Annotated in this window: 24 protein-coding genes; 7 read left to right on the top strand and 17 right to left on the bottom strand. The window is 69.2% G+C overall.

Annotated elements, in window-relative coordinates; genetic code table 11:
* Positions 1-84: 84 nt before the first annotated feature.
* Entirely contained in the window at positions 85-1,767 is a 1,683-nt protein-coding gene (ettA, locus tag HMPREF2883_RS04515; RefSeq protein ID WP_070659175.1) for an energy-dependent translational throttle protein EttA, read from the bottom strand.
* 226 nt (positions 1,768-1,993) lie between these two features.
* Here ettA and HMPREF2883_RS04510 point away from each other — a divergent pair, with 226 nt between their 5' ends.
* Positions 1,994-2,545 (top strand): methylated-DNA--[protein]-cysteine S-methyltransferase, encoded by a 552-nt coding sequence (locus HMPREF2883_RS04510; protein WP_070659174.1) that lies wholly within the window; start codon positions 1,994-1,996, stop codon positions 2,543-2,545.
* Here HMPREF2883_RS04510 and HMPREF2883_RS04505 read toward each other — a convergent pair.
* From HMPREF2883_RS04505 to HMPREF2883_RS04495, 3 genes are all read right to left on the bottom strand, one after another.
* Positions 2,484-3,443: a CPBP family intramembrane glutamic endopeptidase gene (locus HMPREF2883_RS04505; RefSeq protein WP_256277321.1), complete on the bottom strand. Its 960-nt coding sequence runs from the start codon at positions 3,441-3,443 to the stop codon at positions 2,484-2,486. The two genes, HMPREF2883_RS04510 and HMPREF2883_RS04505, sit on opposite strands and share 62 nt — an antisense overlap.
* 123 nt (positions 3,444-3,566) lie before the next feature.
* Positions 3,567-4,688, bottom strand: coding sequence for a peptide chain release factor 2 (gene prfB / locus HMPREF2883_RS04500; RefSeq protein ID WP_070659172.1), 1,122 nt, complete (start codon positions 4,686-4,688; stop codon positions 3,567-3,569).
* 99 nt (positions 4,689-4,787) lie between these two features.
* The gene (locus tag HMPREF2883_RS04495) at positions 4,788-5,699 is read right to left on the bottom strand and encodes a LysR family transcriptional regulator (protein ID WP_070659171.1); all 912 of its coding nucleotides are present in this window, start codon (positions 5,697-5,699) and stop codon (positions 4,788-4,790) included.
* A 30-nt stretch (positions 5,700-5,729) separates the two neighbouring features.
* Here HMPREF2883_RS04495 and HMPREF2883_RS04490 point away from each other — a divergent pair, with 30 nt between their 5' ends.
* Entirely contained in the window at positions 5,730-6,128 is a 399-nt protein-coding gene (locus HMPREF2883_RS04490) for a CBU_0592 family membrane protein (RefSeq protein ID WP_070659170.1), read from the top strand.
* Positions 6,129-6,197: 69 nt separating this feature from the next.
* Here HMPREF2883_RS04490 and HMPREF2883_RS04485 read toward each other — a convergent pair whose 3' ends face one another.
* The 7 genes from HMPREF2883_RS04485 to HMPREF2883_RS04455 form a co-directional block, all read right to left on the bottom strand.
* Positions 6,198-6,704: a glycosyltransferase gene (locus HMPREF2883_RS04485; protein ID WP_070659169.1), complete on the bottom strand. Its 507-nt coding sequence runs from the start codon at positions 6,702-6,704 to the stop codon at positions 6,198-6,200.
* Positions 6,701-7,114, bottom strand: coding sequence for a hypothetical protein (locus HMPREF2883_RS04480; RefSeq protein ID WP_070659168.1), 414 nt, complete (start codon positions 7,112-7,114; stop codon positions 6,701-6,703). The genes HMPREF2883_RS04485 and HMPREF2883_RS04480 overlap by 4 nt, the downstream gene beginning before the upstream one ends.
* Before the next feature lie 156 nt (positions 7,115-7,270).
* Positions 7,271-7,744, bottom strand: a complete 474-nt coding sequence (locus tag HMPREF2883_RS04475) for a TadE/TadG family type IV pilus assembly protein (protein WP_070659167.1) — start codon at positions 7,742-7,744, stop codon at positions 7,271-7,273.
* Positions 7,734-7,964 (bottom strand): hypothetical protein, encoded by a 231-nt coding sequence (locus HMPREF2883_RS04470; protein WP_070659166.1) that lies wholly within the window; start codon positions 7,962-7,964, stop codon positions 7,734-7,736. Before HMPREF2883_RS04470 ends, HMPREF2883_RS04475 begins: the two co-directional genes overlap by 11 nt.
* 87 nt (positions 7,965-8,051) lie before the next feature.
* Positions 8,052-9,005, bottom strand: coding sequence for a type II secretion system F family protein (locus HMPREF2883_RS04465; RefSeq protein ID WP_083313550.1), 954 nt, complete (start codon positions 9,003-9,005; stop codon positions 8,052-8,054).
* Complete coding sequence (locus HMPREF2883_RS04460) at positions 9,002-9,853, bottom strand: type II secretion system F family protein (RefSeq protein ID WP_070659165.1); 852 nt, start codon at positions 9,851-9,853, stop codon at positions 9,002-9,004. Before HMPREF2883_RS04460 ends, HMPREF2883_RS04465 begins: the two co-directional genes overlap by 4 nt.
* Positions 9,853-11,103, bottom strand: coding sequence for a TadA family conjugal transfer-associated ATPase (locus tag HMPREF2883_RS04455; protein WP_070659164.1), 1,251 nt, complete (start codon positions 11,101-11,103; stop codon positions 9,853-9,855). The genes HMPREF2883_RS04460 and HMPREF2883_RS04455 overlap by 1 nt, the downstream gene beginning before the upstream one ends.
* Positions 11,104-11,388: 285 nt before the next feature.
* Here HMPREF2883_RS04455 and HMPREF2883_RS04450 point away from each other — a divergent pair, with 285 nt between their 5' ends.
* The gene (locus tag HMPREF2883_RS04450) at positions 11,389-12,717 is read left to right on the top strand and encodes a phosphotransferase (RefSeq protein WP_070659163.1); all 1,329 of its coding nucleotides are present in this window, start codon (positions 11,389-11,391) and stop codon (positions 12,715-12,717) included.
* Between the two features lie 22 nt (positions 12,718-12,739).
* Here the strand turns inward: HMPREF2883_RS04450 and HMPREF2883_RS04445 are convergent, their stop codons facing one another.
* Together HMPREF2883_RS04445 and HMPREF2883_RS15750 are read right to left on the bottom strand one after the other, a co-directional pair.
* On the bottom strand, positions 12,740-16,177 hold the full coding sequence (locus HMPREF2883_RS04445; protein WP_070659162.1) for an ATP-dependent DNA helicase: 3,438 nt from the start codon (positions 16,175-16,177) through the stop codon (positions 12,740-12,742).
* Positions 16,174-19,797: a UrvD/REP family ATP-dependent DNA helicase gene (locus tag HMPREF2883_RS15750; protein ID WP_070659161.1), complete on the bottom strand. Its 3,624-nt coding sequence runs from the start codon at positions 19,795-19,797 to the stop codon at positions 16,174-16,176. The genes HMPREF2883_RS04445 and HMPREF2883_RS15750 overlap by 4 nt, the downstream gene beginning before the upstream one ends.
* A 242-nt stretch (positions 19,798-20,039) precedes the next feature.
* Here HMPREF2883_RS15750 and HMPREF2883_RS04435 point away from each other — a divergent pair, with 242 nt between their 5' ends.
* The 3 genes from HMPREF2883_RS04435 (at position 20,040) to HMPREF2883_RS04425 (ending at position 21,739) form a co-directional block, all read left to right on the top strand.
* A complete protein-coding gene (locus HMPREF2883_RS04435; protein WP_009232349.1) occupies positions 20,040-20,255 on the top strand; it encodes a DUF3107 domain-containing protein in 216 nt (71 codons plus the stop codon).
* Between the two features lie 292 nt (positions 20,256-20,547).
* A complete protein-coding gene (locus HMPREF2883_RS04430) occupies positions 20,548-20,973 on the top strand; it encodes a hypothetical protein (RefSeq protein ID WP_070659160.1) in 426 nt (141 codons plus the stop codon).
* Positions 20,974-20,983: 10 nt separating this feature from the next.
* Positions 20,984-21,739, top strand: coding sequence for an NAD-dependent protein deacylase (locus HMPREF2883_RS04425; RefSeq protein ID WP_070659159.1), 756 nt, complete (start codon positions 20,984-20,986; stop codon positions 21,737-21,739).
* Here HMPREF2883_RS04425 and ppk2 read toward each other — a convergent pair.
* Entirely contained in the window at positions 21,736-22,575 is an 840-nt protein-coding gene (ppk2, locus tag HMPREF2883_RS04420) for a polyphosphate kinase 2 (RefSeq protein WP_070659158.1), read from the bottom strand. The two genes, HMPREF2883_RS04425 and ppk2, sit on opposite strands and share 4 nt — an antisense overlap.
* 23 nt (positions 22,576-22,598) lie before the next feature.
* Between ppk2 and HMPREF2883_RS15045 the strand changes: the two genes are divergently transcribed.
* A complete protein-coding gene (locus tag HMPREF2883_RS15045; protein ID WP_176747145.1) occupies positions 22,599-22,979 on the top strand; it encodes a hypothetical protein in 381 nt (126 codons plus the stop codon).
* A gap of 284 nt (positions 22,980-23,263) precedes the next feature.
* Here HMPREF2883_RS15045 and HMPREF2883_RS04410 read toward each other — a convergent pair whose 3' ends face one another.
* From HMPREF2883_RS04410 to HMPREF2883_RS04400, 3 genes are read right to left on the bottom strand one after another with little or no spacing between them, the layout of a single operon-like run.
* Complete coding sequence (locus tag HMPREF2883_RS04410; protein ID WP_070659156.1) at positions 23,264-24,919, bottom strand: Eco57I restriction-modification methylase domain-containing protein; 1,656 nt, start codon at positions 24,917-24,919, stop codon at positions 23,264-23,266.
* Complete coding sequence (locus tag HMPREF2883_RS04405) at positions 24,916-25,125, bottom strand: recombinase family protein (RefSeq protein ID WP_070659155.1); 210 nt, start codon at positions 25,123-25,125, stop codon at positions 24,916-24,918. Before HMPREF2883_RS04405 ends, HMPREF2883_RS04410 begins: the two co-directional genes overlap by 4 nt.
* Before the next feature lie 55 nt (positions 25,126-25,180).
* Positions 25,181-25,768: a hypothetical protein gene (locus HMPREF2883_RS04400; RefSeq protein WP_070659154.1), complete on the bottom strand. Its 588-nt coding sequence runs from the start codon at positions 25,766-25,768 to the stop codon at positions 25,181-25,183.
* Between the last annotated feature and the right edge of the window lie 441 nt (positions 25,769-26,209).

Genomic DNA, 26,209 nt, shown 5'->3' with positions numbered 1-26,209 from the left:
AGGACGAGAAGCGCCATTCCCTCAGCCAGATGGCTGGGGGAATGGCGCTTCTCCTTCTGATGCGGCCGACCTGGCGAGCTCCGCTCAGTCGCGGGTCAGCTTGCGGTAGGTGACCCGGTGGGGGCGGGCCGCCTCGGGGCCGAGGCGCTCAACCTTGTTCTCCTCGTAGGAGGCGAAGTTCCCCTCGAACCAGTACCAGCTGGCCGGGTTCTTATCCGTTCCCTCCCAGGCCAGGATGTGGGTGGCCACACGGTCGAGGAACCAGCGGTCGTGGGTGATGACCACGGCGCAGCCGGGGAACTCCAGCAGGGCGTTCTCCAGGGAGCCCAGGGTCTCGACGTCGAGGTCGTTGGTGGGCTCGTCCAGGAGGATGAGGTTGCCGCCCTGCTTGAGGGTCAGGGCCAGGTTGAGGCGGTTGCGCTCGCCGCCGGAGAGCACGCCGGCCGGCTTCTGCTGGTCGGCCCCCTTGAAGCCGAAGGAGGCGACGTAGGCGCGCGAGGGCATCTCCACGTTGCCGACCTGGATGTAGTCCAGGCCGTCGGAGACGACCTCCCAGAGGGTCTTCTTGGGGTCGATGCCAGCTCGGGACTGGTCGACGTAGGAGAGCTTGACGGTCTGGCCGATCTTGAGGTCTCCGCCGTCGAGCGGTTCCAGACCCACGATGGTCTTGAACAGGGTGGACTTCCCGACGCCGTTGGGGCCGACGACCCCGACGATGCCGTTGCGCGGCAGGGTGAAGGAGAGCCCGTCGATGAGGGTGCGTCCGTCGAAGCCCTTCTTGAGGTTGGTGGCTTCCAGGACCAGGCTGCCCAGTCGGGGCCCCGGCGGGATCTGGATCTCCTCGAAGTCGAGCTTGCGGGTGCGCTCGGCCTCGGCTGCCATCTCCTCGTAGCGGGCCAGACGGGCCTTGGACTTGGCCTGGCGTCCCTTGGCCGACGAACGCACCCACTCAAGCTCCTCCTTGAGGCGCTTGGCGAGCTTGGCGTCCTTCTTGCCCTGGACCTCGAGGCGCTTCTCCTTGGTCTCCAGGTAAGTGGAGTAGTTGCCCTCGTAGGGGTAGAGGTGGCCGCGGTCGACCTCGGCGATCCACTCGGCGACGTGGTCGAGGAAGTAGCGGTCGTGGGTGACGGCGATGACGGCGCCCTGGTAGCTGGCCAGGTGCTGCTCGAGCCAGAGGACGGACTCGGCGTCGAGGTGGTTGGTGGGCTCGTCCAGCAGGAGGAGGTCGGGGGCCTCGAGGAGCAGCTTGCACAGGGCGACGCGGCGGCGCTCACCACCGGAGAGGTGCTTGACCTCGGCGTTCGGCGGGGGGCAGCGCAGGGCGTCCATGGCCTGCTCGAGCTGGGAGTCGAGGTCCCAGGCGTTGGCGGCGTCCAGGGCGTCCTGCAGGGTGCCCATCTCCGCCATAAGGGCGTCGAAGTCGGCGTCCGGGTCCGCCATGGCGGCACTGATCTCGTTGTAGCGGTCCAGCTTGGACTTGATCTCGGCAACACCCTCCTCGACGTTGCCGAGCACCGTCTTGTCCTCGTTGAGCGGGGGCTCCTGCAGGAGGATGCCGACGCTGTAGCCGGGGGTCAGGCGGGCCTCACCGTTGGAGGGCTGGTCGATGCCGGCCATGATCTTGAGGATGGAGGACTTGCCGGCACCGTTGGGGCCGACCATGCCGATCTTGGCTCCGGGGAGGAAGGCCATGGTGACGTCGTCGAGGATGACCTTGTCACCGTGGGCCTTGCGCGCCTTGATCATCTGGTAGATGTACTCAGCCACTGCTCGTCTGCGCCTTTCGTCAGGGTGTGAGCGGAGGTTCTGCGCGACGACGGCGACCGACCGGTCCCGCCCTGCGCACCGTAGCCAAGCCTAAGGGAGCCCCGGAGCAATGGCGACGACGACGGAGGTGAGACGGTGCACGCGGCTCCGCAGCGAGCCGATGAGAGTTAGAACCGTGCCCGGGCGTGACACCATGAGCAGGAAGAGGAACGAGAAGGAGGGACCGATGCCCTGCCTCAGCCGCTACGAGTCCCCGTTGGGGGCCATGACCATGGCCGGCGACGGCGAGTACCTCACGGGTCTGTGGTTCGACGGTCAGAAGTACGACCGCTCGACGATCAGCGACGACGCGGTACTCCGGCCCCACCTGCCCGTCTTCACACAGACGGCCCAGTGGCTCGACGCCTACTTCGAGGGCGCCGACCCGGGTTTCACCCCGCCGATCAGGGTCGAGGGCTCCGACTTCAAGAAGATGGTCACCTCCATCATGCTCTCCATCCCCTTCGGCGCCACCAGCACCTATGCCCGTATCGCTGCCGAGGTTGCGCATCGCATGGGCCGCAAGCAGATGTCTGCCCAGGCCGTGGGTGGCGCGGTCGGGCGCAATCCGATCGTTCTCATCGTGCCGTGCCACCGCGTGCTCGCCTCCGACGGGAGCCTGCGCGGATACGCGGGAGGGGTCGACCGTAAGGAACGGCTCCTGGAGATGGAGGGGGTCAACGTGTCCGGTCTGTTAACGCCGCCTGCCGCTGACGACGGCGGTGGATGGCGAGAATGAGAAGGCCGACCGCGGCCCAGAGCAGGCCTTGGATAATCCAGGTGATCGACCCGCTGGGGAGATGCAGCCGATCCGACAACACGTCGTTCGCCACATGAATTCCTCCGTGCACGCCGATGGCCGCCCAGGTAGACCCGGAGATCATTCGAACAGTCAATGCTGTCACCGCAAATCCGCACGGCAAGGCGAGATACGTGAGGTGCTCGAAGAGATTCTGCTGACCTCCTTGGGATAAGAGATGAAGAACGGTGAATCCGAGGACACTGGATACAGCTGCGAAACGCGTCTCGCCCAGTGAGGAGAAGAGCCAGCCTCGCCAGATTATCTCTTCAGGAATACCCTGCAGAAAAAAGGCCTGAGAGAAGATCGCCGCAGCGATAAACCACCAAGGCCTATTTGGCATCCCCTCATTCCCGCCAGCAAGACCGAGGGCGTGGACAATACCGGCGACCGCGAGATTCACCGCGACTGCAACGAGAACCATCCCCACCGCCCACAACAGGGCTCGACGATCTAAACGCAAATTCAGACTGACGCGGCGGCCGCGATCAAGAGTACGACGCAGCACATAGCACAGTATGAGAGCCAGAATCGTTGCCGTCCCATAGAGCAACAGAACGAGGGCAGCCATGACTGCGTCGTCGACATTGCTCTGGGGATGCGAGTGCGCGACACCAAAGGACCGGACGGCAGGAATCTGGATCAGTAAAGGTGGCGTGAGCGCGCAGGCGAACATCATCGCAAACGCGATGACGATGCGCAGAACCTTGCCGCCCACAGTGAGGTGATGACCTTGATTCGATCGATCCCCGCTGAGATCCGAGGACTCGAGAGACGAGAGTGTTGATGATACTTCCACCGACCGAGGTTTTCCATGTGATGTACTCATGAAATTCACGGTACGCTCACCATTTTGCGACCTCAATCGCACCCCGGAGGAATCAGGGACGCATGGATAAGAAATCAGGGACCCCTCCGGGGGATCCCTGACTCCGATGATGCTTCTGATGAAGCGAGCCGCTCAGTCCTCGGCCGTTTCCTGCTGCTTGCGCCAGCGGATGCCGGCGTCGATGAAGCCGTCAATGTCGCCGTCGAATACCGAGTCGGGGTTGCCGACCTCGAAGTTGGTCCGCAGGTCCTTGACCATCTGGTAGGGGTTGAGGACGTAGGAGCGCATCTGATCCCCCCAGGAGGCCTTGATGTCCCCGGCGAGCTCCTTCTTCTTGGCGTCCTCCTCCTGCTGCTTGAGCAGGAGCAGGCGCGACTGGAGGACGCGCATGGCGGCGGCGCGGTTCTGGATCTGGGACTTCTCGTCCTGCATGGAGACCACCAGGCCCGTGGGCAGGTGGGTGATGCGCACGGCGGAGTCAGTGGTGTTGACGCTCTGCCCGCCGGGGCCCGAGGAGCGGAAGACGTCGATGCGGATGTCGGTCTCGGGGATGTCGATGTGGTCGGTGGACTCGATGAGCGGGATGACCTCGACGGCGGCGAAGGAGGTTTGGCGGCGTCCCTGGTTGTCGAAGGGGCTGATGCGCACCAGGCGGTGCGTGCCGCCCTCGACGCTCAGGGTGCCGTAGGCGTAGGGGGCGTGGACCTCGAAGGTGACCGACTTCAGGCCCGCCTCCTCGGCGTAGGAGGTGTTGAGGACCTTGACGGGGTAGTCGTGCCGCTCGGCCCAGCGGGTGTACATGCGCAGGAGCATCTCGGCGAAGTCGGCGGCGTCCACGCCGCCGGCGCCCGAGCGGATGGTGACGACGGCGTCGCGCGGATCGTACTCGCCGCTGAGCAGCGTGCGAATCTCCAGGTCGGAAAGGTCCTTGCTGATGGCCGCCAGGTCCGTCTCGGCCTCGACGAGGATCTCGGCGGCGTCCTCGCCCTCCTCCTCGCCGGCGAGCTCGACCATCGCCTCGAGGTCCTCAATGCGCTCCCCCAGGCTCTCGACCCGCTTGAGGTCGGCCTGGGCGTGGGACAGTGCGGAGGTGACCACCTGGGCGGAGTCGGGGTCATCCCACAGGTCGGGTGCGGAGGCCTGCTCGGAGAGCTCGGCGATCCGGGCGCGCAGGGCCTCGGGGTCGGTCACCGCGGCGATGGAGGCATAGGTGTGTCGGAGTCGTTCGATCTCAGCGGAGAAGTCAGTGGCCACGGAGGGGAGTCTACGGCAGAACGTGCGAGGGGCGCCGTCGGGGTGGACTCGGCTCGCTCGACGGCTCGGTCACGCCCACCGTTGTCCCTCGTCTGCCACTCACCCCAGCTCAATGCCCTGAGCCTGGGAGAGCAGCGCCTCGAGCACCGCACGTGTCGCCGGGCCCGGCTCGGTGCGGGTCGATCGGTGACGCACCACCAGCTGGCGCACGCCCAGCCCGGGCAGGCGCACCACGCTGAGCTCATCGGGGACGAGCCCGGAGTAGACGGCCAGCTCGGGCAGGAGCGCGCAGCCCAGGCCCTGGCTGACCATGGCCAGCACGACGTCGTAGTCGTAGGCGACGTGCCGCATCGTCAAGGGCACCCCCAGCTGGCGCTCCAGACGGTCCAGGGCAAAGGCGCCGGCGGTGCCCGGGGCCAGATCGATCCAGGTGGCGCGCGCCAGATCCGCCAAGGTCGTAGGGGTCGCCTGCTCGGCCGGCACGACGACGAGCCAGGACTCGTCCAGCAGCGGGATGTCGGCCATGCCCCGAGGCGCCGCGGGCAGCGTGTGCTCGTCACGCTCGATGAGGACCAGGTCGAGCTCGCCCCGACGCAGCCGGGACAGGGCACTGCGCTCCTCGACCTCCTCGACGATCACCTCCAGCTCCGGGTTGGTGGTCGCCAGAGAGCTCAAGAGAGGCAGCAGGAGCGCCCGAACGGCAGAGGCGAAGCTCCCGACTCGCACCACGCCGGAGGGGACGGAGTCATCCAGGTCCGCCAGCTCACGGCGCACGGTGGTCAGCTCGTCCTCAATGCGCTCGGCCGCATCCGCCAGCACCTTCCCGGCCGCCGTGAGCACGGCTCCGGTGGGTGTGCGGTCCAGGACCCGGACGCCGCACTCGCGCTCCAGGAGGCGAATCTGCTGGGAGACGGCCGACGGCGTGATATGAAGGAAATCTGCCGCTGCGACAACTCCTCCGGCCCGGTGGACGGCCAAAAGAACCGAAAGTCTCTGAGGCAACACCCGCATGAAGTAAATCTACATCCCTCATGCAGATAGATGCGATTGACCTTCATCCAGGGGTGTCGAAGAATCATCCCCGTGAACGACGTGCTCTCCTCCCTCATCTCTATCGGCGGCTGGATCGGTGCCGCTGAGCTTCTCGTGGCCTACTTCCTGGTCTCCAAGGGCACGATCGCCGGCGATTCGCTCAAGTATCAGGCCCTCAACATCACCGGCTCCGTACTGCTGACCATCAACTGCGCGAGCTCCGGGGCCTGGCCCAGCGTCATCGCCAACGCCTTCTACCTCCTGGTGGGCCTCAACATCCTGTTCACGGTGAAGCGGGCCTACATCGCTCAGCTCTCGCACCGCCAGAAGGAGGAGCTGCGGTCCCGGATGCACCTGCACCGGCGCCCCTCCCCGGTGGCCTCGGCAAACTTCGTCGAGCAGGCCTGAGGGCGCTGGCCGCCTCCTGCCACACGCAACCTTCCACCCACCCGTTTTCGACGCAGTGAGTCTGTCGGCTCACTGCGTCGTCGTCATTCGGGCAGAGCCGGTGGCAGTGATGGTGAAGCCCTCGGCCGGAAGGAGCCCCCAGGGCAGGAAAGGCGGACGTGAGCGGGCCTGCAGCCTCACCTCGGCGGTCTGGCTGTCAGCGGCCCGGGCGCTGACGATCGTGACCCCCTCCAGCCTGGCCGCTGCCGGCTGGGCGGACAGGTCCTCGGCCGCCTTGCTCCTGACCCCTGCGTCAGTGAGGGACCCGGGGGCGGCGTCCGTGGCGCCACCCCCGTAGTAGGGGTGCGCCTCCACGCTGTCGGCCCCCGCGGCCGCAGCCGAGTCCGCCAGTGACGTGAGGGTCTTGAGGTCGAGGTAGACAGCGGTGGCCGAGGCCGCGACGAACAGCAGCGCAAGGACGACGCAGATGAGCCCGACGCCCAGGAGAAGCGTCTGCCCATCCTCCTCACGGTGCAGCCGATCCACCAGGGCACGGACCCGCCGCTGGACGGTCCCGGGGCCGGGCGGCCTGTTCACTGCTCCTCCTTGCCCGGCAGGGTGATGGAGCGCTCAGTGTCCACCACGACGACATCCCGACCGATCCCCAGCGAGGCGAAGCCCGGCAGGTCCACACCGACCGAGACCTCGACCATCGCCGCCTGTCCCCGGGCGCAGCCGTGAGCGCAGGTGACCGACAGGGAGCCGGACGAGTCGGCGTCAACGCCCTGATCGGACAGGGACAGCTGCATGGCCAGCTGCGCGTTATCCATCGCTAAGGGAGAGTCGTCGACCTCCAGGACCCGGCTGGCGGCGTCGGCCGCCGAGGCGACGGCGAAGGTCGTGGCCTGGAGCTGGGCGAGTGTCACCACCAGGTAGAGCACGGGCACCACCAGGACGGCGCTCCACCCGATGAACTCGACGATCGCATTGCCCTCCTCCTGGCTCATGAGTCGCCGGACACTTCGACCGCCCGCCCTGAGAGCCTCTCGGAACCGGCTGACGAACCGCCCGGTGATGAGGGCGCGGGCCGGGACCGTCCTCGGCGACCGCGACACGGCACGACGCCCGCGACGCCTCGATCCGACCATGGACACCACCCGGGCTCACCTCTCCTGGGTCAGGGAGGACTCATCGATGGCGTGCCCGGTGACCCGTAGTGTCCCTCCGGGGCCGAGGAGCCCCAGGACCGGAAAGGGCGCTGTCACCGTGACCTCGACGAGCCTCAGGTCACCGGAGGACACCCGCGAGACGGTGACGGTGTCCACGTAGCCGCGCCTGAGGGCGGCGTCGGTGAGGACCTGCACCCGTTGGCGCGCCTCGGCCTCCGTGCCCCCGACCAGAGCGGCTCGACGAGCGCCGTCGCCCGCGGCGTCGGTGAGGACGTTGCGGGCGTAGACCCCCAGGGCCACCTGGAGGAGTGCCACGAACACGATGATGACGAGCGCACCGACCATGACGAAGTCGACGACGGCCGAGCCCGACTCGTTCTGCCCGAGCGGGCGGAGGCGACCCGGCCGAGGCAGGGCGCGACCAGCCCGTTGAAGCACTCCGAGGCGAGGCGCGTGTTCAGATCGCACTGGTCACCTTCGCGATGGCGTTGAGGAAGACCTCGGTCAGCGTGCTGCCGGCCACCGTCCACAGAGCCACGACGAGTCCCGCGGTCATGAGGGTCACCAGGACCCAGCCGGGGACGTCACCGCGCTCATCGCGCAGCTCGATCCGGGGCGCACCGGCGGCACGCCACGACCGGGAACCTGTCTGAGTGCGGTGGGGGGAGGGAGGGATGAGGCATGTCATGACTGCTCCTTGCTGTCGGGCGGGAATCTGGGTGAAAGGACGATGGATGGTCGGGGTCCACGGGCGCAGGAGGGTGATGGATACTCTTCACACCCCCAGCCTCAGGACGAACAGCCCCGGGAAGAGAGCGAAGACGACGGTGATGGGCAGGACGAGGAAGACCACGGGAACCATCTGGGCGATCTCCCGTCTGCCGCCCTCCTCCATGAGGTCCTGGCGCGCCGCCTCACGCACGTCGGTGGCCTGGGAGCGCAGAACCTCGGCCAGTGGTGTGCCGCGCTCAAGGGCCACGATGACCGCCTCGCACAGGCGGGTGACATGGACGGAGCCGACTCGCCGCTCCATACGGTCCAGGGCGGTAGACAGGACCGTGCCGGAGCGGATATCGGTCAGAGTGACGCCCAGCTCGTCAACGAGGTCGCCGCGGCCCAGCGTGACGATACGCTCGATGGCCAACACCGGGCCCTGACCGGCCCCCACCGCCAGGGCCAGCAGCTCGACGACATCGGGCAGCTGCGCTTCGATCCGTGACAGCCGCTTCGCCACGGCCCGGCTGAGCCACCAGTCGCGGGCAGCGGCCCCGGCCACGGTGGCCATGAGGCACAGGAGGATGAGCGCGGGCACGTTGACGGAGCGGACCAGGGCCGCCAGGCCTCCTGCGGCCAGGACGAGCAGGAGCGCCGTCGTCGACCACAGGACCTGCTGGAGGCGGAACTGGTCGACCCCCAGAGATGACCCTGATCGTGTCAGGCGACGCCGGACCGAGCCGGCCGACGAGCCCAGGGACTCCATCAGTCTGCCCAGGCTGAGAGCGCCTGCCGTGGAGGCCATGAGCAGGCCGATGACGGTGCGCCCGTCGGAGGTCGGCCCTGCCGGAGCGGCCAGCAGGCCGGAGGTCGTGGGCCGGCGGTGGACGTAGGGCTCCAGGCGGGCCATGAGTGTGGGGCGGCGTCGGCGGAGAGCCGAGATGACGCTCAAGACGCCCACGGCCCCCAGCAGCCCGGCGAGTCCTCCGGTGAGCATCGCGTTCATGGGGTTCATCGCAGTGTCCTGTCCTCCTCGGGCAGCCGCCCCAGGCGCAGCATGAGCCGGTAGGCGATGACCGAGACGACGGCTCCGGTCAGGAGAATGACGGCTCCGGCGGTGGTGGCGTAGGCCGCCGCTGCCTGAGGCCGGGTGGACAGCAGCGCCAGGACCAGCCATGGGGCGGCGACCGCGACCTTGGCACCGTTGACGGTCCACGACTGGCGAGCCTCGAGCTCGCCTCGGGTGCGCATGTCCTCGCGCAGCATCTGCGACAGGGAGCGCAGCAGCGTCCCCAGGTCGGTGCCGCCGACCTCGTGGGCCAGGCGCAGGGCCTCAACGATCCGGTCGGCGACCGGGTCGGCGAAGCGGGCCTTGAGCCGGTCCAGGGAGCTGTCGAAGCGGGCGGAGGCGGCGTAGTCGGTGGCGAAGGCCCGGAACTGGGGGCGGACGGCCTCCGGGCCGCGCTCACCGAGGTTGGTCAGCGCCTCCGGCAGGCTCATGCCCGCGCGGACGCCGGAGACGAGGGTATCGACGGCCTCGGGCCACACCTCGCGCAGGCGGGTACGGCGGTTGCGCGCTCGAGAGGAGATGATGAGGAAGGGGATCGCCGTGAAGATGGCGGTGAAGGCGAGGGCCACCGGCCAGGCCCGGGACATTCCCAGGAAGACCAGGCCGATGAGCAGCCCTAGCCCGATCGACCCCAGGACGAACATCGTGGGGCTGGTGCGGCCGGCGCCGGCCTGGACCAGGATGTCGGCCAGGCGACGGGAGCGCCTCGAGCGCCACTGAGGCGGCTCGGAGGTGCAGGCCATCCAGATCAGGAGCAGCCCCACACCGCCCAGGAGCCCGGCGACGGCGCCCATCAGTAGACCTCCTGGGAGCCTGCGGGGCGGGAGCTGAGCAGAGCTGTCAGGTCGTGACCGGCCCGGTTGAAGCGCTCGGCGGCGTCGGGCGCTCCGGCGCCCCGCACGAGGCTGCCGGTGGGGTCGCGGTGGAAGACGTCGGAGAGCTCGATGATGCCGTTCTCAACCCGACCGGACAGGGCCGCGACCTCTCTCACGGTGCGGCGCCCACTGCGATCCAGGTCGAGGTGGACGACCAGGTCGATGGCGCTGGCGACGGTGGGGACCACGAAGTCGCTGGAGACGTTCTCCCCCGCCAGCAGCGGGAGGGTGCAGATCTTGATGACGGCCTCCCGGGCGGAGTTGGCGTGGATGGTGCACATGGACGGCAGACCCGAGTTCATGGCAATGAGCAGATCGAGCGCCTCGGCCTCTCGGACCTCTCCGATGAGGAGGCGGTCGGGGCGCATGCGCAGGGCCTCCTTGACCAGGCGCCGCAGGCTGATCTCACCGACGCCCTCGAGGTTGGGCGGCCGGGTCTGCATGGCCACGCAGTCCCGGTTGCGCAGGGCGAGCTCGAAGACCTCCTCGCAGGAGATGACCCGCTGTGCGCCCGGGATCGCTCCGGCCAGCGCCCTGACCATCGTGGTCTTGCCGGCCTGGGTGGCGCCCGAGACCAGGATGTTGAGGCCGGCCTGCACGGAGGCGTCCAGGAAGGCGGCGACCTGGCTGGTCAGCGAGCCCATGCGCACCAGGTCGGCAGTGCGGGAGGCACGGGAGGTGTGCTTGCGGATGTTGAGGGCCCAGTGCTGGGAGGTGATGGGCGGGATGACAACGTGAAGCCGCTGTCCCCCGGCGAGCTGGGCGTCGACGAAGGGGCTGGACAGGTCCAGGCGACGCCCGGAGGCCCGCAGCATCCGCTCGACCAGAACCGTGAGGTCCTCACTTTCCAGGATCGTGGTGGTCAGCTCGGGGCGCCCGGAGCGGGCGACGAAGACGCGGCCGGGGGCGTTGACCCAGATCTCCTCAATGGACTCGTCATCGAGATAGCCCTGCAGCGGGCCCAGCCCCGCCATGGAGTCGAGCACGTGGGTGCGCGCCCCCTTGGGATCGATGAGCGGCGGGACGAGTCCGGCGTCGGAGCGACGTAGATAGTCCTCCTCGGCCTGGGTGACGAGCTGCTCCAGGTCGGAGGCGTCCTTGAGGGGGTCGATGCCGCGAGCGCGCACCAGCTCGCGAACCTCCGTCAGGAGAAGATCGGCAGCGTCCATGATGCCTCTCAGCGTGGGAGTCGTATGAAGAAGAGTGACGATGATGTGAGGACCGGCCTGGGGCTCTGCACTGAACCGGGACACACCGACCGGACGGTGACCATCGTCACGGATTAACTCTAGGACACCTGGTCACGAAATGGCCACCACCTCGGCAGAACCTGTGGATAACGTCGACCTTCTGGTACATTCCTCAAGCTGTTGCTCACATCCCTGGACGTTTGCCGCCAGCGGACGGGCGCGGCTGTCCTGCGAGACATAGGACCTGTCGCCTACGGTTGGACCATGTCACAGCCTCCGCAGTCCCCGGACGCCCCCGGCACCACTGATGTCGACGGCGGTGCCGACAGCCTCACCGACGAGGTGACCTCCGACGTTGAGCGCGCTGCGGCTCCGACGGCCGGCGATGAGGACAGCAACCAGCAACAGGCTGAGCACTCCGATCCGCGATCCGACGAGCATGACGAGGACGACGAGGACTATCGTACGCCCGTGGTTGTGGCCCCGCTGCCGGGGGCCTCGGCCGAGCCGCCGCAGAGCAGCACGCCGGCCCCACGGGCCCAGCCCGCCGAGACTTCTCGTCCTCACCACTCAGCGCTGGCCCTGGCGGCGATGGCGAGCGTCGCCGTCGGCGGCCTCAACCCGACTCGGCTGGCGCTTCCGCAGTCCGAGACCCCGGAGCGGCACATCATCGGCGTCATCGACACCCAGGGCCGCCACTGGGAGGTCCATGAGGCCCGCACCGATGCCGTGGGCGCCTCCTTGGAGGCTGAGGCCGAGGTGCTGCGCCGCATCGGCCGGGTCGTTGACGACGGACGGCTCTCCTTCGACGTTCCCCGAGCTGCCGGGTCCCTGCGTCAGAAGGACGCGCACATCCAGGTCCGTTCCCATGTGGAGGGCAAGCCGATCCCGGTCGAGACGCTCCGACCGGGGCCGGGGATGTCGGCGGGCCTGGGCAAGGCGCTCGGTGAGATCCACGAGCTGTCCATGACGGTGATCTCTGAGGCCGGCATGCCGGTCTATGACGCCGAGGAGGTGCGTCGGCGCTGGCTGAGTCTGCTGGACGACACCGCCGCGACGGGCAGGACTCCACCGGCGCTGCTGGGGCGCTGGGAGCAGGCCCTGGAGGACACCGCCTTGTGGCGCTTCCGCCCCACCGTGGTCCACGGGGACCTCGCTGAGGAGAACGTCCTGGTGGCCGGTGGCACGGTGGTGGCGGTGCGGGGCTGGTCCCAGGCGCATGTGGGGGACCCGGCCGAGGACCTGGCCTGGGTGTACTCCTCAGCACCGGTGGACTGCCTGGACTCCATTGAGGACGCCTACGACATCGCCCGCTCCGAGGGCGTTGACCGGCACCTGCGTGAGCGCGCCGAGCTGGTCAGTGAGCTCAGCCTGGCACGCTGGCTGCTGCACGGAGTGAGGACCGGGGACAAGCCGGTCATCAATGACGCGGTGGCGATGTTGGAGGACCTGGCCGCCCAGGTGGGTGACGCCCCACTGGTGGAGCCGGCCACGCCTCGGCTGGCGCCGGTGCCCGGGGTTCGCGAGCCGGCTGAGCCCGACGCCGTCACCAACCCGGTGGCGATGGTGCGCGTCGACGACGAGGAGAGCTGACGGGCGCACCGCTCACGAGCCTTCACCCCACTGTCAGGGCCGCCTGGATCTGCTCGATGCTGAGCAGGCCCTCGGCGGTGAGCTCATCGACACGTCCTCCGGGGTAGTCGACGTACACGTAGGCGGCCCGTACCGACCCGGTGGGCACGCCCTGGGAGGCAGCCCAGGCGTGGACGTAGACGCTGAGCTGGTCCACGGGCACCTGTCGGCGCCCGGTCTTCCAGTCGACGATGAGCCACCCTGCCTCGTCCTTGCGGCGGAAGACGGCGTCCATGCGGCAGCGCAGGGTGGTGGCGCCGATGGTGATCTCCCGGTCCGTCTCGGTCTCGGCCAGGACGTAGTCCTCCAGGAGCGGCAGGTTCTCGGCGGTCTCCAGCCAGCGCTCGATGCGGTCCCGGTCCTGGGGTCCGAGGCTGTCGGGCACACCCGCCTGCCCCAGGCCGAACAGGGTGCCGCGTGCGCTCAGGCGCTGGGCGACGGCGTCGTGGAAGACGGTTCCGAGCCGGCCTGCGGCGCGGGGCTCGGGTGGGAGCGGGCGACGCAGGTCGAGTGCGAACTGTCGGCGGTCGGCGCGCAGGTCATCCAGGCGGGTGGCGGCCAGGTGCTCGGGAAGGCGGACGGCTGGCCCGCCGGACAGGGCCCGGGTGCGCTCAGCCAGGAGGAGTCCCGCCTCGAGTCGCCACCGCCGCACCGTCTCGTCGTCGGGCTGGGTTTGAGCAGGCGCCTCCTGGGCGGGGCCGGTTCGAGTCATGGCGGCGGCGACCTGGGCGGCGGCCACATGCCGGGCCCGGCGCACAGCGGCGAGCCGGTCGGCGACCGCTGTCCCCTCTTCCCCGGCATCCGGGGCCTGGTTGTCCAGGGTCTGCGCAGCGTCGGCGTCGAGGGGCCAGGTGCCCACCTGGGTCAGGGAGGTCAGCGGGTTGGGGCGGGACTCGTCGAAGTCCACCCAGCCGTTCGCGTAGGGAGGCAGGAGGTCGCGCCGCTGGAGCTCGGTGAGGAAGCGTGAGGGGCGGCGGGGCTTGGAGGCGGTCTTGGACAGGTGGGAGCCGGTCAGGAGGAGCTCGTGGCGGGCCCGGGTGAAGGCCACGTAGGCCAGGCGGCGCTCCTCGCGCAGGCGCTGGCGTCCGAGGGCCTCCTTGTAGGCGCTCATCGTCTCGGTCAGGAGGGGCTTGTCCGTGACAGCCGGGTCGAGATCCCCCACGGTGAAGGGGGGCAGGTCGCCGGCGTCGGCCCGCAGTGGGAAGGGGAAGGTGGAGGTGGAGCCCATCCAGCCGGTCTCCGTGACGCGAAGATCGTCCTTGACGGCGCTGGTGTAGGAGGGGAAGACCTGCTCGTCCATGCCGGGCACGGCGACGACGTCCCACTCCAGGCCCTTGGCGGCGTGGATGGTGAGGAGCTGGACCGCCCCGGGCGAGGGCTCGACCTCGGGGGCGCTCATGGCGTCCTCGTGCTCCTCGGCGGCGTCGAGCCATTCCAGGAAGCCGGTGAGGGTGGGGGCATCCGTGTCGGCGGCGAAGGCCCGGGCCGTCTCGTGGAAGGAGTCCAGGGCGCGGTGGCCCATCGGGTGACCGACTCGGGCGGCGATCTCGATGTCGAGGTCGAGTGTCTGCTCGGCCAGGGCCACGAGGTCGGGCAGGGGCAGGCAGATGGCCTCCCGGATGCGTCGGATCGCCCGGGCGGTGCGCAAGGCGACGGCCCGCCCGGCCTCGGTCAGGTCCCGGACCGCGGCGGACTCCTCCTGCTCTTCCTGCGCGCCGTCCTCATGCCATCGCAGCAGGGTGTCCAGGGCCTCGCTGAGCAGTGGGGAATCGGTCTCGGCCTGGTCGCCGTGAGCCCTCGACCCGGTCTGGTCGCCTTCGGTCGTGGGGCGAGTGAGCTCGCGGGCCAGCGACGCCAGGGCCCGCAGGTCGCGGGCGCCGATACCGAAACCGGTCAGGAGCCTGACCACCCGGTCCCCGCGCTCCGGGTCCGAGGCCACGGTCAGCAGGGCACGGACGTCGGCGACCTCGGGGACGTAGAGCATCCCGCCCAGGCCGATGATCGTGTAGGGCAGGCCGGCCTCCTCCAGCTCGGCGGCAATGGGATCCATCTGTGCCCGGGTGCGGCACAGGACGGCCATCTCGGCACTGGGCGACCAGCGCTCGGCAAGGAAGGCGACCACCGTGCGAGCCTCCTCGGCGGGATCCTGGAGGAAGGCCCCGTACACCGCGCCGGGCTCCAGGCCGAAGGCTGCGGGGCGGGCCCGCAAGGGGGCGACGGTGAGGTGCTCGCCGACCGGGTCCCCGTCCTCGACGACGCCGGAGCGCAGGGGTGCGGAGACGACGTTGGCGACGTCCAGGATGGTGGAGTCGTTGCGCCAGGAGGTCGACAGCTCCAGGACGGGGGTGGCCTCAGCCGGTGAGGTCCCGGACTCCAGGAGGGCGGTGCCAGTGGGGTTGAAGCGCTGGTGGAAGGTGTCCAGGGCTGCGGCGCTGGCTCCTCGCCACCCGTAGATGGCCTGGTGGGGGTCGCCGACGGCGGTCACCCCGGAGTCGGCGAAGAGGGCCGACAGGAGCCGGACCTGGGCCACCGAGGTGTCCTGGAACTCATCAAGCAGGACCGCGGGGTACTGGGCCCGCACCTGGGCGGCGGCCTCGGGGACGGACTCGGCGATGGCGCAGGCCAGGGCGATCTGGTCACCGAAGTCGAGCAGGCCATGGTGACGTTTGTGCGCATGCAGCTCGGCGACGACGTCGAGCAGGGCCTCCCACTCGGCCATGACAGCGGGCGCCTTACCGACCAGGGTCTTGCAGCCCTTGATGGCGGCCAGGGCGGTGAGCTGCTCGCTCAGGTCGGCCAGGTCCGTGGCGGCCTCCTCGACGGTCAGCAGGTTCTGGCTCAGGGAGTCTGCCAGAACCAGGGTGGCGCTCGCGTTGTGGCTGAGGCTCTCGTTGGGCAGCGGGAGCGTGCGGGCCTCGAGCAGGGAGATGACGATCTGCCAGGAGCGGGCCTGGGTGATGAGCGTGGAGTCGGGGTCCACGCCGATACGCAGCCCGTGGTCGCGCACCAGGGCGCCGGCGAAGGAGTTGTAGGTGGCGATCATCGGCTCACCGACGTCGGTGGCGTCAGCGGTGCCCTCCACCCCCCTGTCGTGCCTGTCGTGCTCCGGACCGGTGGCCGGCAGCAGGCCGGCCGCACTGAGACCGGCCAGGCGGGAGGCGACGCGCTGGTCGAGCTCGGCGGTGGCCTTGCGGGTGAAGGTCAGTCCGAGAATCTGGTCGGGGCGGACCTGCCCGGTGGCAACCAGATAGACGACTCGCTGGGCCATGGTGGCGGTCTTGCCCGAGCCGGCTCCGGCGACCACCAGCAGGGGGCTCAGCCGGTGGGCGATGACGCGCGCCTGCTCCTGGGTGGGGGTGTGGATGCCGAGCGCCTCCGCCAGGGCCTGCGGAGTGAGCCGGTCTGGGCCGGTGGGGGTCATGAGACGACTCTCCTTCCCTCGACCTGCACGGGGCAGGAGTCCTTGACCCGGCAGGAACGGCAGTGCTCACCGGTGCGGGCCTCGATCTGCGGGCCCACCCCGGCCACGGCCGCGGCGGCCACAAGCTCCTCGGCCCAGTACTCCTCGCTGCTGTCGGCAGCACCGTTCGTCTCGTCCTCACCCGGATCCTCCGCGGGCTCCTGCGCTGGTTCCGGGGCTGCGGGGCTGGGGTCAAGGGCTGCGCCCGGCGGAGCCAGGACGTAGCCGTCCCCTGAACGTTTGGAGGGCTCCTTGCCCAGGAGCACGAGGGCTCCGCCGACGACGTCGAGGCCCTGCGAACTCAGGGCCAGCCGGTAGGTGGCCAGCTGGGGGTGGCGCTGGACGTCCTTGGGGACGCGCTGCCCGGTCTTGAGGTCGATGACGCGCACCGTGCCGTTGCGGCCGGGTCCGACGGTGTCCTCCGGGACACCTGCCGAAAGGCCGCCGAGGTGCTCGAGGCGGTCGATGCGCCCGGAGATCGTGACCGGGACGGCGTCGCCGCCCTCCGTCGGTATCCGCAGGCCGGCCCGCTCGCGGACCGCGGGGCTCAGGACACTCAGGGGGATGTCGACGTCGGCGCGCACCGGCTGCTCGACGTCGGCACGAATACCCAGGGCGTCGCAGTCAGCCAGGTAGGCGTCGAGGCGCTCGATCATGGCGCGGGCACGGTCTGCGGCCAGGCCTCCCTGCCAGGTGGCGGGGTAGCCGAGGTCGGTCAATCGTTCCTCGAAGGCCTCGCGCAGGGCCGGACCGCGCAGGTGCTCGCTCTCGGCCCGTTCGGCGACCGCGTGGACGAGGCTGCCCAGGGCCTGGGCCTCGCTGGCGGGGGCCGATCCGCCGCTGCGGGTCAGGAACCACTTGAGCGGGCAGGCGGCCAGGCCCTCGACGTCGGAGGGGCTGACCCGTATCCGCTCGCCGGCGGCGATGAGGGGGGCAGTGGAGGTGGGACCGGTCGCGCCGATCCAGGTGGCGGGGTCGGCGCCGGACACGCCTTGGCGGGCGAGGTCGGCCAACAGGTCGACGGCGGCCCGACCGCGGCGGCGCTCAGCGTCGGTGGACGTCTCGAGGTTGCCGCAGACGGCGGCGTGGCGCAGCTCCCCCACCAGGCCGCGCAGGGTGAGGTCGCCGGTGTCGGGGGTCAGGAGAGGGGAGCCGTCGGCGTCGGTCAGGGAGATCCCGGCACTGTGGGCGATCTCGGTCAGGAAGGGTGAGGGGGCGTGCTCGGCGTCGACGGTGGCGGTCAGCAGGAGGCGCCTGGTGGCGCGGGACAGGGCCATGATGAGCATGCGGCGCTCGTCGGCGCGCACCTGTGCCCGGGCGGCGGCCACGGCGCCGCTGCCGCTGTTCCCTTCCCCCGGTGCGGCGGTGTCTGTGGTCAGACGGTCGGTGACGGCGTCGACGAGGAGACCGGTGCGAGTCAGGGAGTCCCTCAGGCGCAGGTCAGGCCAGCGGTCCCGTTCCAGCCCGACGACCACGACGAGCTCCCACTCCTGGCCTGCGCAACCTGCCGGGGTCATGACGGCCACGCCCTCCGGTCGCCGGCCCTGGGGGGCGACGGAGTCCGAGGGCAGGACCTCGGCGTCGAGCTCGGCCAGGAAGCTGGAAGCATCCTGGCCCGGGTGGCGCTCGGCCCAGACCTCGGCGCGTTTGAACAGGGTGGTGACGACGTCGAGGTCGTGCTCGGCGGCCTCGGACAGGAGTGATCGCACGGGGCTTGCCGAGGGCAGCAGGGCGGTGGCGCGCCAGGCCTCGGCCCGCTCGGAGGCCTTCCAGGCGGCCCACAGCAGGGCCTCGACATCGCGCGGGACGTCGGCTGGGGTCTTCCCAATGACGCCGCGCAGGGCCTCAAGGATCCTGGCTGCGGTGAGGAGCCGCTCCGCCTGGGCGCTCAGCGGCTGCCCGTCCAGGGACCGAGCGAAGCCGGAGGCCTGCTCGGAGTCGGCCAGCAGAGCCAGGAGGGCGGCGTCGCCGCCGGTCCGGGGCCCGGTCCCGGCAGTGGGATCAGTGATGGGCGCGGTGGAGGTCCCGACCTCACCGGGCTCGGCCGCACTGGCGCGCGGGGTTGCGGCCGGCGGGGCCTGGCGCAGCCTGCGGCGCAGTCGGCGCAGGTCCATGGTGGTCAGCCCCACCAGGGGGCTGGTGAGGAGGTTGATGGCGGCGTCGCGCTGGGGCGGTTCACCGTGCCCGCCCAGCTGGTCGCGGATGGCGGCGCGCACGATGTTCAGGAGTGCGGCCGCGGCCGGTTCTGCGCGCAGCAGGACCGCGGGTGTGCGGGAGGCCAGGGGCACGCCTCGTCTGCGCAGGTCCCTGGCGAGGGTCTCGGCGTCGGCGGCGCTGCGAACGATGACCGCCATCTGAGACCAGGAGGTGCCGTGGTGGACGTGCTCGAGCCTGAGAGCCCGGGCGACGTGGGCATGCTCCTGCCAGGCGGAGGAGGCCAGGATCACCTCGACGCCGGCCGCCGCCTGCGGGCGCTCAGCGTCGGGTCCTACGGAGGAAGGCCTCTGTGAGGACCCTGCTGAGGACCGGGGCGCCAGGGTCGTCTGCCGGTGGGTCGTCGTGCCGGTCACCGGGACCCGGGCGCTCTGGTCGCAGATCACCTCCGAGATGGCCGAGTTGCCTCGGTAGCAGGTGGTCAGTCGCAGGCGAGTGGCTGCGAGCCCCGAGTGGTCCTCGGCGGCGATGAGCAGGCTGGGCGTGCCGCCGCGGAAGGTCTCCACGGCCACGTCGGGGTCCCCCAGCACCACGATCTGCGCCCGGTGCCCGTCGGGGTCCGGGGTCGCCAGGGCCGTCAGGAGCCTGGCGGTGGCGGCCGTGCAGTCCTGGTAGTCGTCCACAAGGACGAGGTCCGGGACGGGGCGGGGGACGGTGACGACGTCGGCGCCCCAGGAGCTCAAGGCCTCCACGGCTCGATCCTGGAGACGAGCCGTATCCATCTTGCGGGTCTGGGCCCTGCGCTCGGCGCTGGGCCGCCCCTGCGCGTCCCAGGTGCGCAGAAGCTGGGCGGCAGGCCCCCAGATGGGGACATTGAGCCGGCGTCCCAGGTCGGCCAGGTCGTCGGCGCTGACGCCGAGCTCTCCGGCGCGCGCCAGGAGGTTGCGCAGCTCGGAGCGGAACGCCCGTGACCCGGTGGCCTCGGTGGGGAGCCCGGGCCAGGTGACGGTGCTGATCATGGAGGCCAGGGCGGAGTCCTCCTCCGCTCCGGCCAGAAGCACCGGGGGCGGCAGCGGGTCGGGCCGCATGGTCAAGGATGTGGTCAGGATCGTCAGGGCGAGGGCTGCGGGAGTGCGCACTCGGACGACGCCGTCGCCATGGCCCTCACGCAGCAGGTGGGCGGCCCGGCCACGCAGCCAGTCAGCTCGCGCACGGGTGGGGGCCAGCAGGATGGCGTCTCGGCCGCCGGCGACCGCCTCGGCCAGCAACCGCAGGGCCAGGGACGTCTTACCGGTCCCGGGTGCCCCCAGGACGACGACGTTGGAGCCCTCGGCCACGCGGTCCAGGACCCGCTGCCCATCGGCGTCGGCGGCGGGCAGCTCGGCCGCCTCGGCGGGCGGGAGGAGACGGACGGGGTCCTGGGGCATGGGACCATCTCACCACGGGCCACCGATAGGAGCGCGCACCGTTAACGGATCGTCATCGGTCGTGGGCCCACCACTCGGGAGCGCCGACGGCGCATGTTCCGCGTGGCGCGAAACGCCGCGGCTCCTGGGGCGCGCGAAGGGTCGGCGCAGCCGCGGCGCCCTAGGATCAAGCCAGGTTCACGCCCCTCTCCCCGACGGGCTATGCCGCTCAATACGGCACACAGACGATGCGAAGGAGCCCCATGCAGGTCACGATCGGAATCAAGCACGCCAGCCGCGAGCTCTCCCTGGAGACCTCCGACTCTCAGGAGAAGGTGCTGGCCGCCGTGGCCGACGCCGAGACCAAGGCCGTCACCCTCACTGACGACAAGGGCCGCAAGGTTTTCGTGCCGGCCGGCTCCCTGGCCTACGTCGAGCTCGGTGAGGCCGAGCCCCGCCGGGTCGGCTTCGGTATCTGAGTCTCTCCCCCACGACGAGCACGCACAGGGCCCAGATCTGGCGGAGCGTAGCCACACCGTTCCGCCACCGATCTGGGCCCTTGCCGTTTCGCTCAGCGTCCTACGAGGAGGCTGAGATTCATCTTCCTGGATATCCAGGGACTCGGCTGGTAACCGTGGGTCAGTTCCCTGTCTTGTCCCCCATTGGCTACAAGACCGGACGGAGCGCGGGACTCGGCCACATCCGGGCGCCCCGATACCGGGCCGCCCCAGAGCCCCTCACGTCGGAAAATGGGCCGGTACAGTCGCTCTTATGAAGTCACCTGTGCTGGCGGCTACGTGCGCCGTCTTGTTCTTCATCAATGGCGTGCTGCAGCTGCTGCTGGCTCTGGGACTTCCCTTGGGCCGGTTCGTCTTGGGCGGCGCCTATACTGTCTCCCCTCTCCTCCTCAGGCCGGTCAACCTGGCACTCTTCCTGGTCTGGTTCGGCTGCGGTCTGGCGTACCTCAGGTACGGCGGTCTGATACGCCGCCCTCTGCGTGATCGCACCGCGCGTAGCATTGTGTATGTCTCGACCCTGTGGCTGTTCATCGCCTCGGCGTTCAACCTCCTCATCACCACCAGCGAGTTCGAGCGCTATGCCACCGGGACGCTGTCGACTGTTGCCTGCGTCCTGAGCATGTGCCTCGTATGGCGCCGCGACCGGATCCGCCCGTGCAGGATCGGTCCCCGGCGTTAGGGTGGGGTGCATGGATCACCAGGACAGCCAGCGGGGCCTGCTCGCCCAGTGGATTGAAGAGTCCAGACGCATCGTCTTCTTCGGTGGTGCCGGGGTCTCGACCGAGTCGGGGATCCCCGACTTCCGAGGCGCCAAGGGCTTCTACCACCAGGACCGGGAGATCCCCCTGGAGCAGGTCCTGTCCATCGACTTCTTCACCGTGCACCCGCAGGCCTACTGGGAGTGGTTCGCCCAGGAGAACGCCCGCGAGGGCGTGGCCCCCAACGCGGCCCACCGGTTCGTGGCCGATCTCGAGCGGGCCGGGAAGCTGTCGGCCGTGGTCACGCAGAACATTGACGGCCTCCACCAGCGGGCCGGCTCCGAGCGGGTCCTCGAGCTGCACGGCAACTGGTCACGCCTGATCTGCACCGGCTGCGGCGAGCACTTCACCCTGGACGACGTCGACGACGCTCGCTCCGGCGAGGTCCCCCACTGCCCCGTGTGCGCCTCGGTGCTGCGCCCTGACATTGTGTTCTACGGGGAGATGCTGGACAGTGAGGTCATGGAGGGGGCCGTGCGGGCCATCTCGGAGGCGGATCTGCTGATCGTGGCCGGAACGAGCCTGGTCGTCTACCCGGCGGCGGGCCTCATCGACTACTACGCCGGTGAGCGCCTGGTCCTCATGAACGCGACTCCTACGCCGTATGACTCCCGCGCCGACCTCGTCATCCGTGAGCCGGTCGGTCAGGTCTTCGAGGAGCTGGGGCGCAGGAGCCGCCGGCCCTAGCTGATCCCCTGGTCCTCGAGGTCCACGTAGCGCTCGGTTGCGTCGGACTCGCTGAGAGTGGCCGCATAGTCGGGCACCTCGCTCTGGAGGGATCGGTCCGTGCGGCGGTAGCCCGACGACGGGAACGAGGGCTTCTTGGGGAACTTCATCATGGGACGTTCCACGTGCTCGTAGGGAATGGACTCCAGCAGGTGATGGATCATGTTGATGCGCGCCTTGCGCTTGTCGGCGGACTCCACGACGTGCCAGCGCGCCGAGTCAATGTCCGTGTGGACGAACATCTCATCCTTGGCGCGCGAGTAGTCCTCCCAGCGGGGCAGGGCCTCCAGATCGGTGGGTGAGAGCTTCCAGCGTCGCATGGGGTCGGTCATCCGCGACTTGAAACGCTTGTACTGCTCCTTCTGGGGAACGGAGAACCAGTACTTGCGCAGCAGGATGCCGTCGTCGACGAGCATCCTCTCGAAGACCGGGCACTGCTGGAGGAAGCGCCGGTGCTCCTCCGGGGTGCAGTAGCCCATGACGTGCTCGACGCCGCCGCGGTTGTACCAGGAGCGATCGAACAGGCAGATCTCGCCGGCGGCGGGCAGGTGCGCGATGTAGCGCTGGAAGTACCACTGGGTGCGCTCACGCTCGGTGGGCACAGGAAGCGCGACCACGCGCGCGATACGCGGGTTGAGGTACTCGGTGATGCGTTTGATCGCTCCGCCCTTGCCGGCCGCGTCGCGGCCCTCGAAGATGACGACGACGCGGGCTCCGGTAGCCCTGACCCACTCCTGCATCTCGACCAGCTCCGCCTGCAACCTCAGCAGCTCGGCCTCGTACAGGGAACGGTCCATGGTGGGGTGCTTCTTTGCCATACTTGAGTCTCGCACAGCACGTCCCCGTACGCACGGTAACCGTCAACGGAAACAGGAGCAGAGGAGCCCAGTCCTGGGAAGGACCGGGCTCCTCTGGAGTCGAAAGCCTCATACGAGTCGAAGTTTCGCTCAGCCACGCGCTCGATGAGGGCCTCGAACATCTCGTCGAGCGGCACCTCTCGCTCCAGATCGTTGACCTTAAACGCGCGGATGAACCCTTGCTCGGGACTGAAATCGGCCAGGAGAACGAAGAACCCAGCCAAGACGGCGTAGGGAAACCGGCGGTGCAAGGTGACGGCCTCATTGAGCATGTCAGCACGACGGTTCGTGAGGTTCTTCTGATAGTTCAGGGTCTTTCCATCACGGAAGGGAATGGGTTTTGACCGAGATCGCTGCGATTAAGCCAGCCTCATCGGTCGCCCACGTGACATCAACCTTCTTGGCACCGATTCCGCCAGCCATCCGTCGCTCCGTGCCGCCGGAATGGCCTGTCCTGGGATCACGAGGGAGTGGGAGTACTCCACCCATCCCTCGATCTCTCATCTCACTCGCCAGGGCGATGGCAAGGGCGTCCGAGACGTTCTGGTTGAAGTTCTTCTTCGTGGACTGTGGTTCGGCGTCGTCCGGCTTGGGACCGCATGACTCGTGGGCTTCCAAGAGGCGTGACTCAATCCTGGACACTGCGACCACGTGCCTTTCTCCGGTCAGCGAGCTGGTCCCGCGCGTCGCGGACCGCCTTGACGGTCTGGTTGCTTAGGGAGAGGTGATCGACGAGGAGGACCTCGTCAACGAGTGACACGGCTGCGGTGAGGTCCCCAGCATCGAGGAGATCGGCCACGGTGCCGCGGATGCTCTCGAGAGCCGGCTTCGCAGCTGCAAGCGTCGTGGGCGACGGGGTGAGCCACTTAGCCGCCTCGCCGGGCTCCATCTTGAGGACCCCGCCTCCGTAGGCACGGCCCGTGATCTCAGCGGAGAGCATCGTGAGGGAGTTCAGCGAGGCAAGAGGCAGCAGCTCACGCCCGAGCTCTCGGTTTTCGGGGGCGAGGTAGACGCCGTGGACGGAATTGAGGTGGTACGCCTTGGCCTCGTTGCTGACCATCTGGACCGTGTCGGCGTTCATGTAGGTCAGCAGAAGGTCCGCGGGCTTGAGCAGGGGAACTTGCCACCACACGCGGCGGACGCGGCACTTGTACGCATTGTCGACACCCTTGGCGATACCGGCGTCGAGGTAGGCCCGAGCGCCGTCGGAGAGCGCCCCTTCGCGGGGGTAGAACAGTCGGGTTCGCTTGCCTTGCGCACCTAGGCGTCGCATGTCCGCCGACGTCAGGGTCAGACCACGGAGGTGGTTCGACCCGGGCGGGGAGAGCGTAAGCGTCTCGCTACGGCGCAGACCGGCGTCCTTGACCATGGCGGGGGTCATGGCGAAGTAGGTGTTGCGTCCGGTGACCATGCCCAGCCTGAGACTCCCCCACGTCGCAAGGGCGGTGAAGGTTCCAGCTGCCGCGGCATCGACGAGAGCGGCCGTTGCGTCAACGGAGACGACTCCACCCGACCACTTGCCTGCAGGATCCGCAGGTTCCCAGGTGAGGACGGGACCGAGGTCGTCGAGGGCATCGGCGTTGGTGACCTGGCGGAAGGACATCGTCGTGGAGGTGCCCTCGTCATAGCCGGAGGCGAGAAGGAGTACGGCCTCGGTCTCAGCCTCAGCGAAGACACGTTCAGTGAACGTGACAAGCTCGATACCGGTGAAGTGGTCGAAGAGGAACTGGCGCACCGGTGCGGCGTAGTTGGCGTTGAGCAGTTCGGCTGGCAGGACGAAGCCGAGGCGGCCGCCTCGGGCCAGATGGAGGGACGACGCGACAGTGAAAGCAGCCCAGGCTGAAGCGAGGCCCGAGAGCGCCACGCCGCCGCGCAGAGCTGCGGACTGGGCCTTGGCTCGTTCCCGCCCGGAGAAGTCCTGGAAGCGGATGTAGGGCGGGTTGCCAATGACGACAGTGAACCGTTGGTCCACGGGGCGGTCGAAGAAGTCACCGACCTCGACGACGACCTTACCGCCGGCTTCCGTGACGCGCTCGATTCCGGCCTCGGCGGAGTAGGCGTGTAGCTCAGAGCCCCAGACTATCGGTTCGCCGTTGCCTAGATCGGCGAGGCGCTCGACAGCGTGAGTGAGGAACTCGGCGTCCCCCATGGAGGGTTCGAGGACCGTGTCGCTTGAACTCAAGATCGCCCAGTTGGCGATGAAGGCAGCGATAGCCGGCGGGGTGAAGAACGCCCCGCGGGCCTTGCGCACCTCCGGGACGTCGTCCAACGCCGTCATACTCATGGCCTCATTGTCCTGACCGGCGGGACAACCGCCAAGACGGCGAGGCCGGCGGCATCGGCGTCGAGGGTGGGGCCGGAACGTGAGTCAGGGGCGCCGGAGGCCGTGTCGGTGAAGACGTGGGTGCAGTCGGCGGCGTTGAAGGCGTCGAGCTGCATGTCGAGGGAGTGGTCCGCGGTGCTGACCCGCACGTAGCCAATGGTGGTCACCTGCGACAGGAGTACCGGTGGCTGAGCCAGCGGTGGTCGACATGATGGTTTGCCCTCAGGGCGCAGGGATCGAGGTCGGGACTCGGATCGCGTTGAGGGCCTCCTGGATGACACCGACGAGCGAGTCGGTGTCGGGGAAGGCGGGGCGGTCACGCCACGCCAGCAGGCCCTCCAGGCAAGCACCCGCCAGGGCCCGGGCCTGTACGCGGGCGCTAAGGGCCTCAGTAGGTAACTGCTCGGCAAGCGCCGTAGTCCAGACCGACGACTGCGCCCACAGGGCCTGCTCGAGCTCTGGAGTGGAGGCCACCAGCTCGACTCTGACAGCAAGGCTCTCCAGCCAGTCCTCTTCCTCGGCCGCAAGCAGCGCGACTCCCGAGCCCTCCGCCTCGGCCGGCACCGTGTCCATCGCCGTGGCAATCCCGAAGGACTGCGCCAGTCCCACCCCTACGCCAGCCACCACCAGACCCCACTCCAGCATCTGGGCGCCGCAGCCCAGAGCCGTGCGAGCCGCCAGCCCCAACCCGGCCGCGACCAGCGCCAGCGACATCGGTGTGAACACGCTGGCCCCCACCCCATGAGGACCCGGGCCGTCATCAACCAAGCCCACCGACCCCGACGTCGCCCCGACCAGGGCTCCGGCCACGACCGCTCCTAGATGATTGTGTGCTGTCTCTTCACTTCTGGGACATGTGAGTGTCGTGGCTTCTGAGGCACTCGCTCGGGCGGGAGCCTTGGACAGGCTGGTGGTCCTGGAGGCGAGGGTGGCCTCAAGGCGAGGCATGACGGGGTGTGGGTGTCCACAGCGCTGACATCACAGGCGCATCGGCGTTGCACGCCGCAGAAGAACCGCAGGATTCCAACGATCTGCGCTGGGCGCTTCGACGCCGGGCACGTTCATGTCAGCGCTGTGAACACCGGGCCGCGCAGGAGTGAGTCCGCGGGGATCTTGGTGGCACAGCCCGGCGCCTGCGCCACAGATCCACCCCCACCCCCTGCCCCCTGACCGCTGCCTGCGCGGGGGCCCGGTGGTCATGGTTCGACGCCGGCTCTGCCTTGAGTCTCGCCTCGAGTCGGACTACTCCAC

Source organism: Actinomyces sp. HMSC075C01, assembly GCF_001812965.1.
Lineage (GTDB): Bacteria > Actinomycetota > Actinomycetes > Actinomycetales > Actinomycetaceae > Actinomyces > Actinomyces acetigenes.
Note: the sequence above shows the minus strand (reverse complement) of the source record. Positions and strands in the feature narration are given on the sequence as shown.

Coding starts and splice junctions, on each gene's coding strand:
- HMPREF2883_RS04510 (WP_070659174.1), top strand. CDS start 1,994: ATGCCCTGCCTCAGCCGCTACGAGTCCCCGTTGGGGGCCATGACCATG.
- HMPREF2883_RS04495 (WP_070659171.1), bottom strand. CDS start 5,699: ATGCGGGTGTTGCCTCAGAGACTTTCGGTTCTTTTGGCCGTCCACCGG.
- HMPREF2883_RS04490 (WP_070659170.1), top strand. CDS start 5,730: ATGCGATTGACCTTCATCCAGGGGTGTCGAAGAATCATCCCCGTGAAC.
- HMPREF2883_RS04480 (WP_070659168.1), bottom strand. CDS start 7,114: ATGAGCCAGGAGGAGGGCAATGCGATCGTCGAGTTCATCGGGTGGAGC.
- HMPREF2883_RS04470 (WP_070659166.1), bottom strand. CDS start 7,964: ATGACATGCCTCATCCCTCCCTCCCCCCACCGCACTCAGACAGGTTCC.
- HMPREF2883_RS04465 (WP_083313550.1), bottom strand. CDS start 9,005: ATGAACCCCATGAACGCGATGCTCACCGGAGGACTCGCCGGGCTGCTG.
- HMPREF2883_RS04460 (WP_070659165.1), bottom strand. CDS start 9,853: ATGGGCGCCGTCGCCGGGCTCCTGGGCGGTGTGGGGCTGCTCCTGATC.
- HMPREF2883_RS04455 (WP_070659164.1), bottom strand. CDS start 11,103: ATGGACGCTGCCGATCTTCTCCTGACGGAGGTTCGCGAGCTGGTGCGC.
- HMPREF2883_RS04450 (WP_070659163.1), top strand. CDS start 11,389: ATGTCACAGCCTCCGCAGTCCCCGGACGCCCCCGGCACCACTGATGTC.
- HMPREF2883_RS04445 (WP_070659162.1), bottom strand. CDS start 16,177: ATGACCCCCACCGGCCCAGACCGGCTCACTCCGCAGGCCCTGGCGGAG.
- HMPREF2883_RS15750 (WP_070659161.1), bottom strand. CDS start 19,797: ATGCCCCAGGACCCCGTCCGTCTCCTCCCGCCCGCCGAGGCGGCCGAG.
- HMPREF2883_RS04435 (WP_009232349.1), top strand. CDS start 20,040: ATGCAGGTCACGATCGGAATCAAGCACGCCAGCCGCGAGCTCTCCCTG.
- HMPREF2883_RS04430 (WP_070659160.1), top strand. CDS start 20,548: ATGAAGTCACCTGTGCTGGCGGCTACGTGCGCCGTCTTGTTCTTCATC.
- HMPREF2883_RS04425 (WP_070659159.1), top strand. CDS start 20,984: ATGGATCACCAGGACAGCCAGCGGGGCCTGCTCGCCCAGTGGATTGAA.
- ppk2 (WP_070659158.1), bottom strand. CDS start 22,575: ATGGACCGTTCCCTGTACGAGGCCGAGCTGCTGAGGTTGCAGGCGGAG.
- HMPREF2883_RS04410 (WP_070659156.1), bottom strand. CDS start 24,919: ATGAGTATGACGGCGTTGGACGACGTCCCGGAGGTGCGCAAGGCCCGC.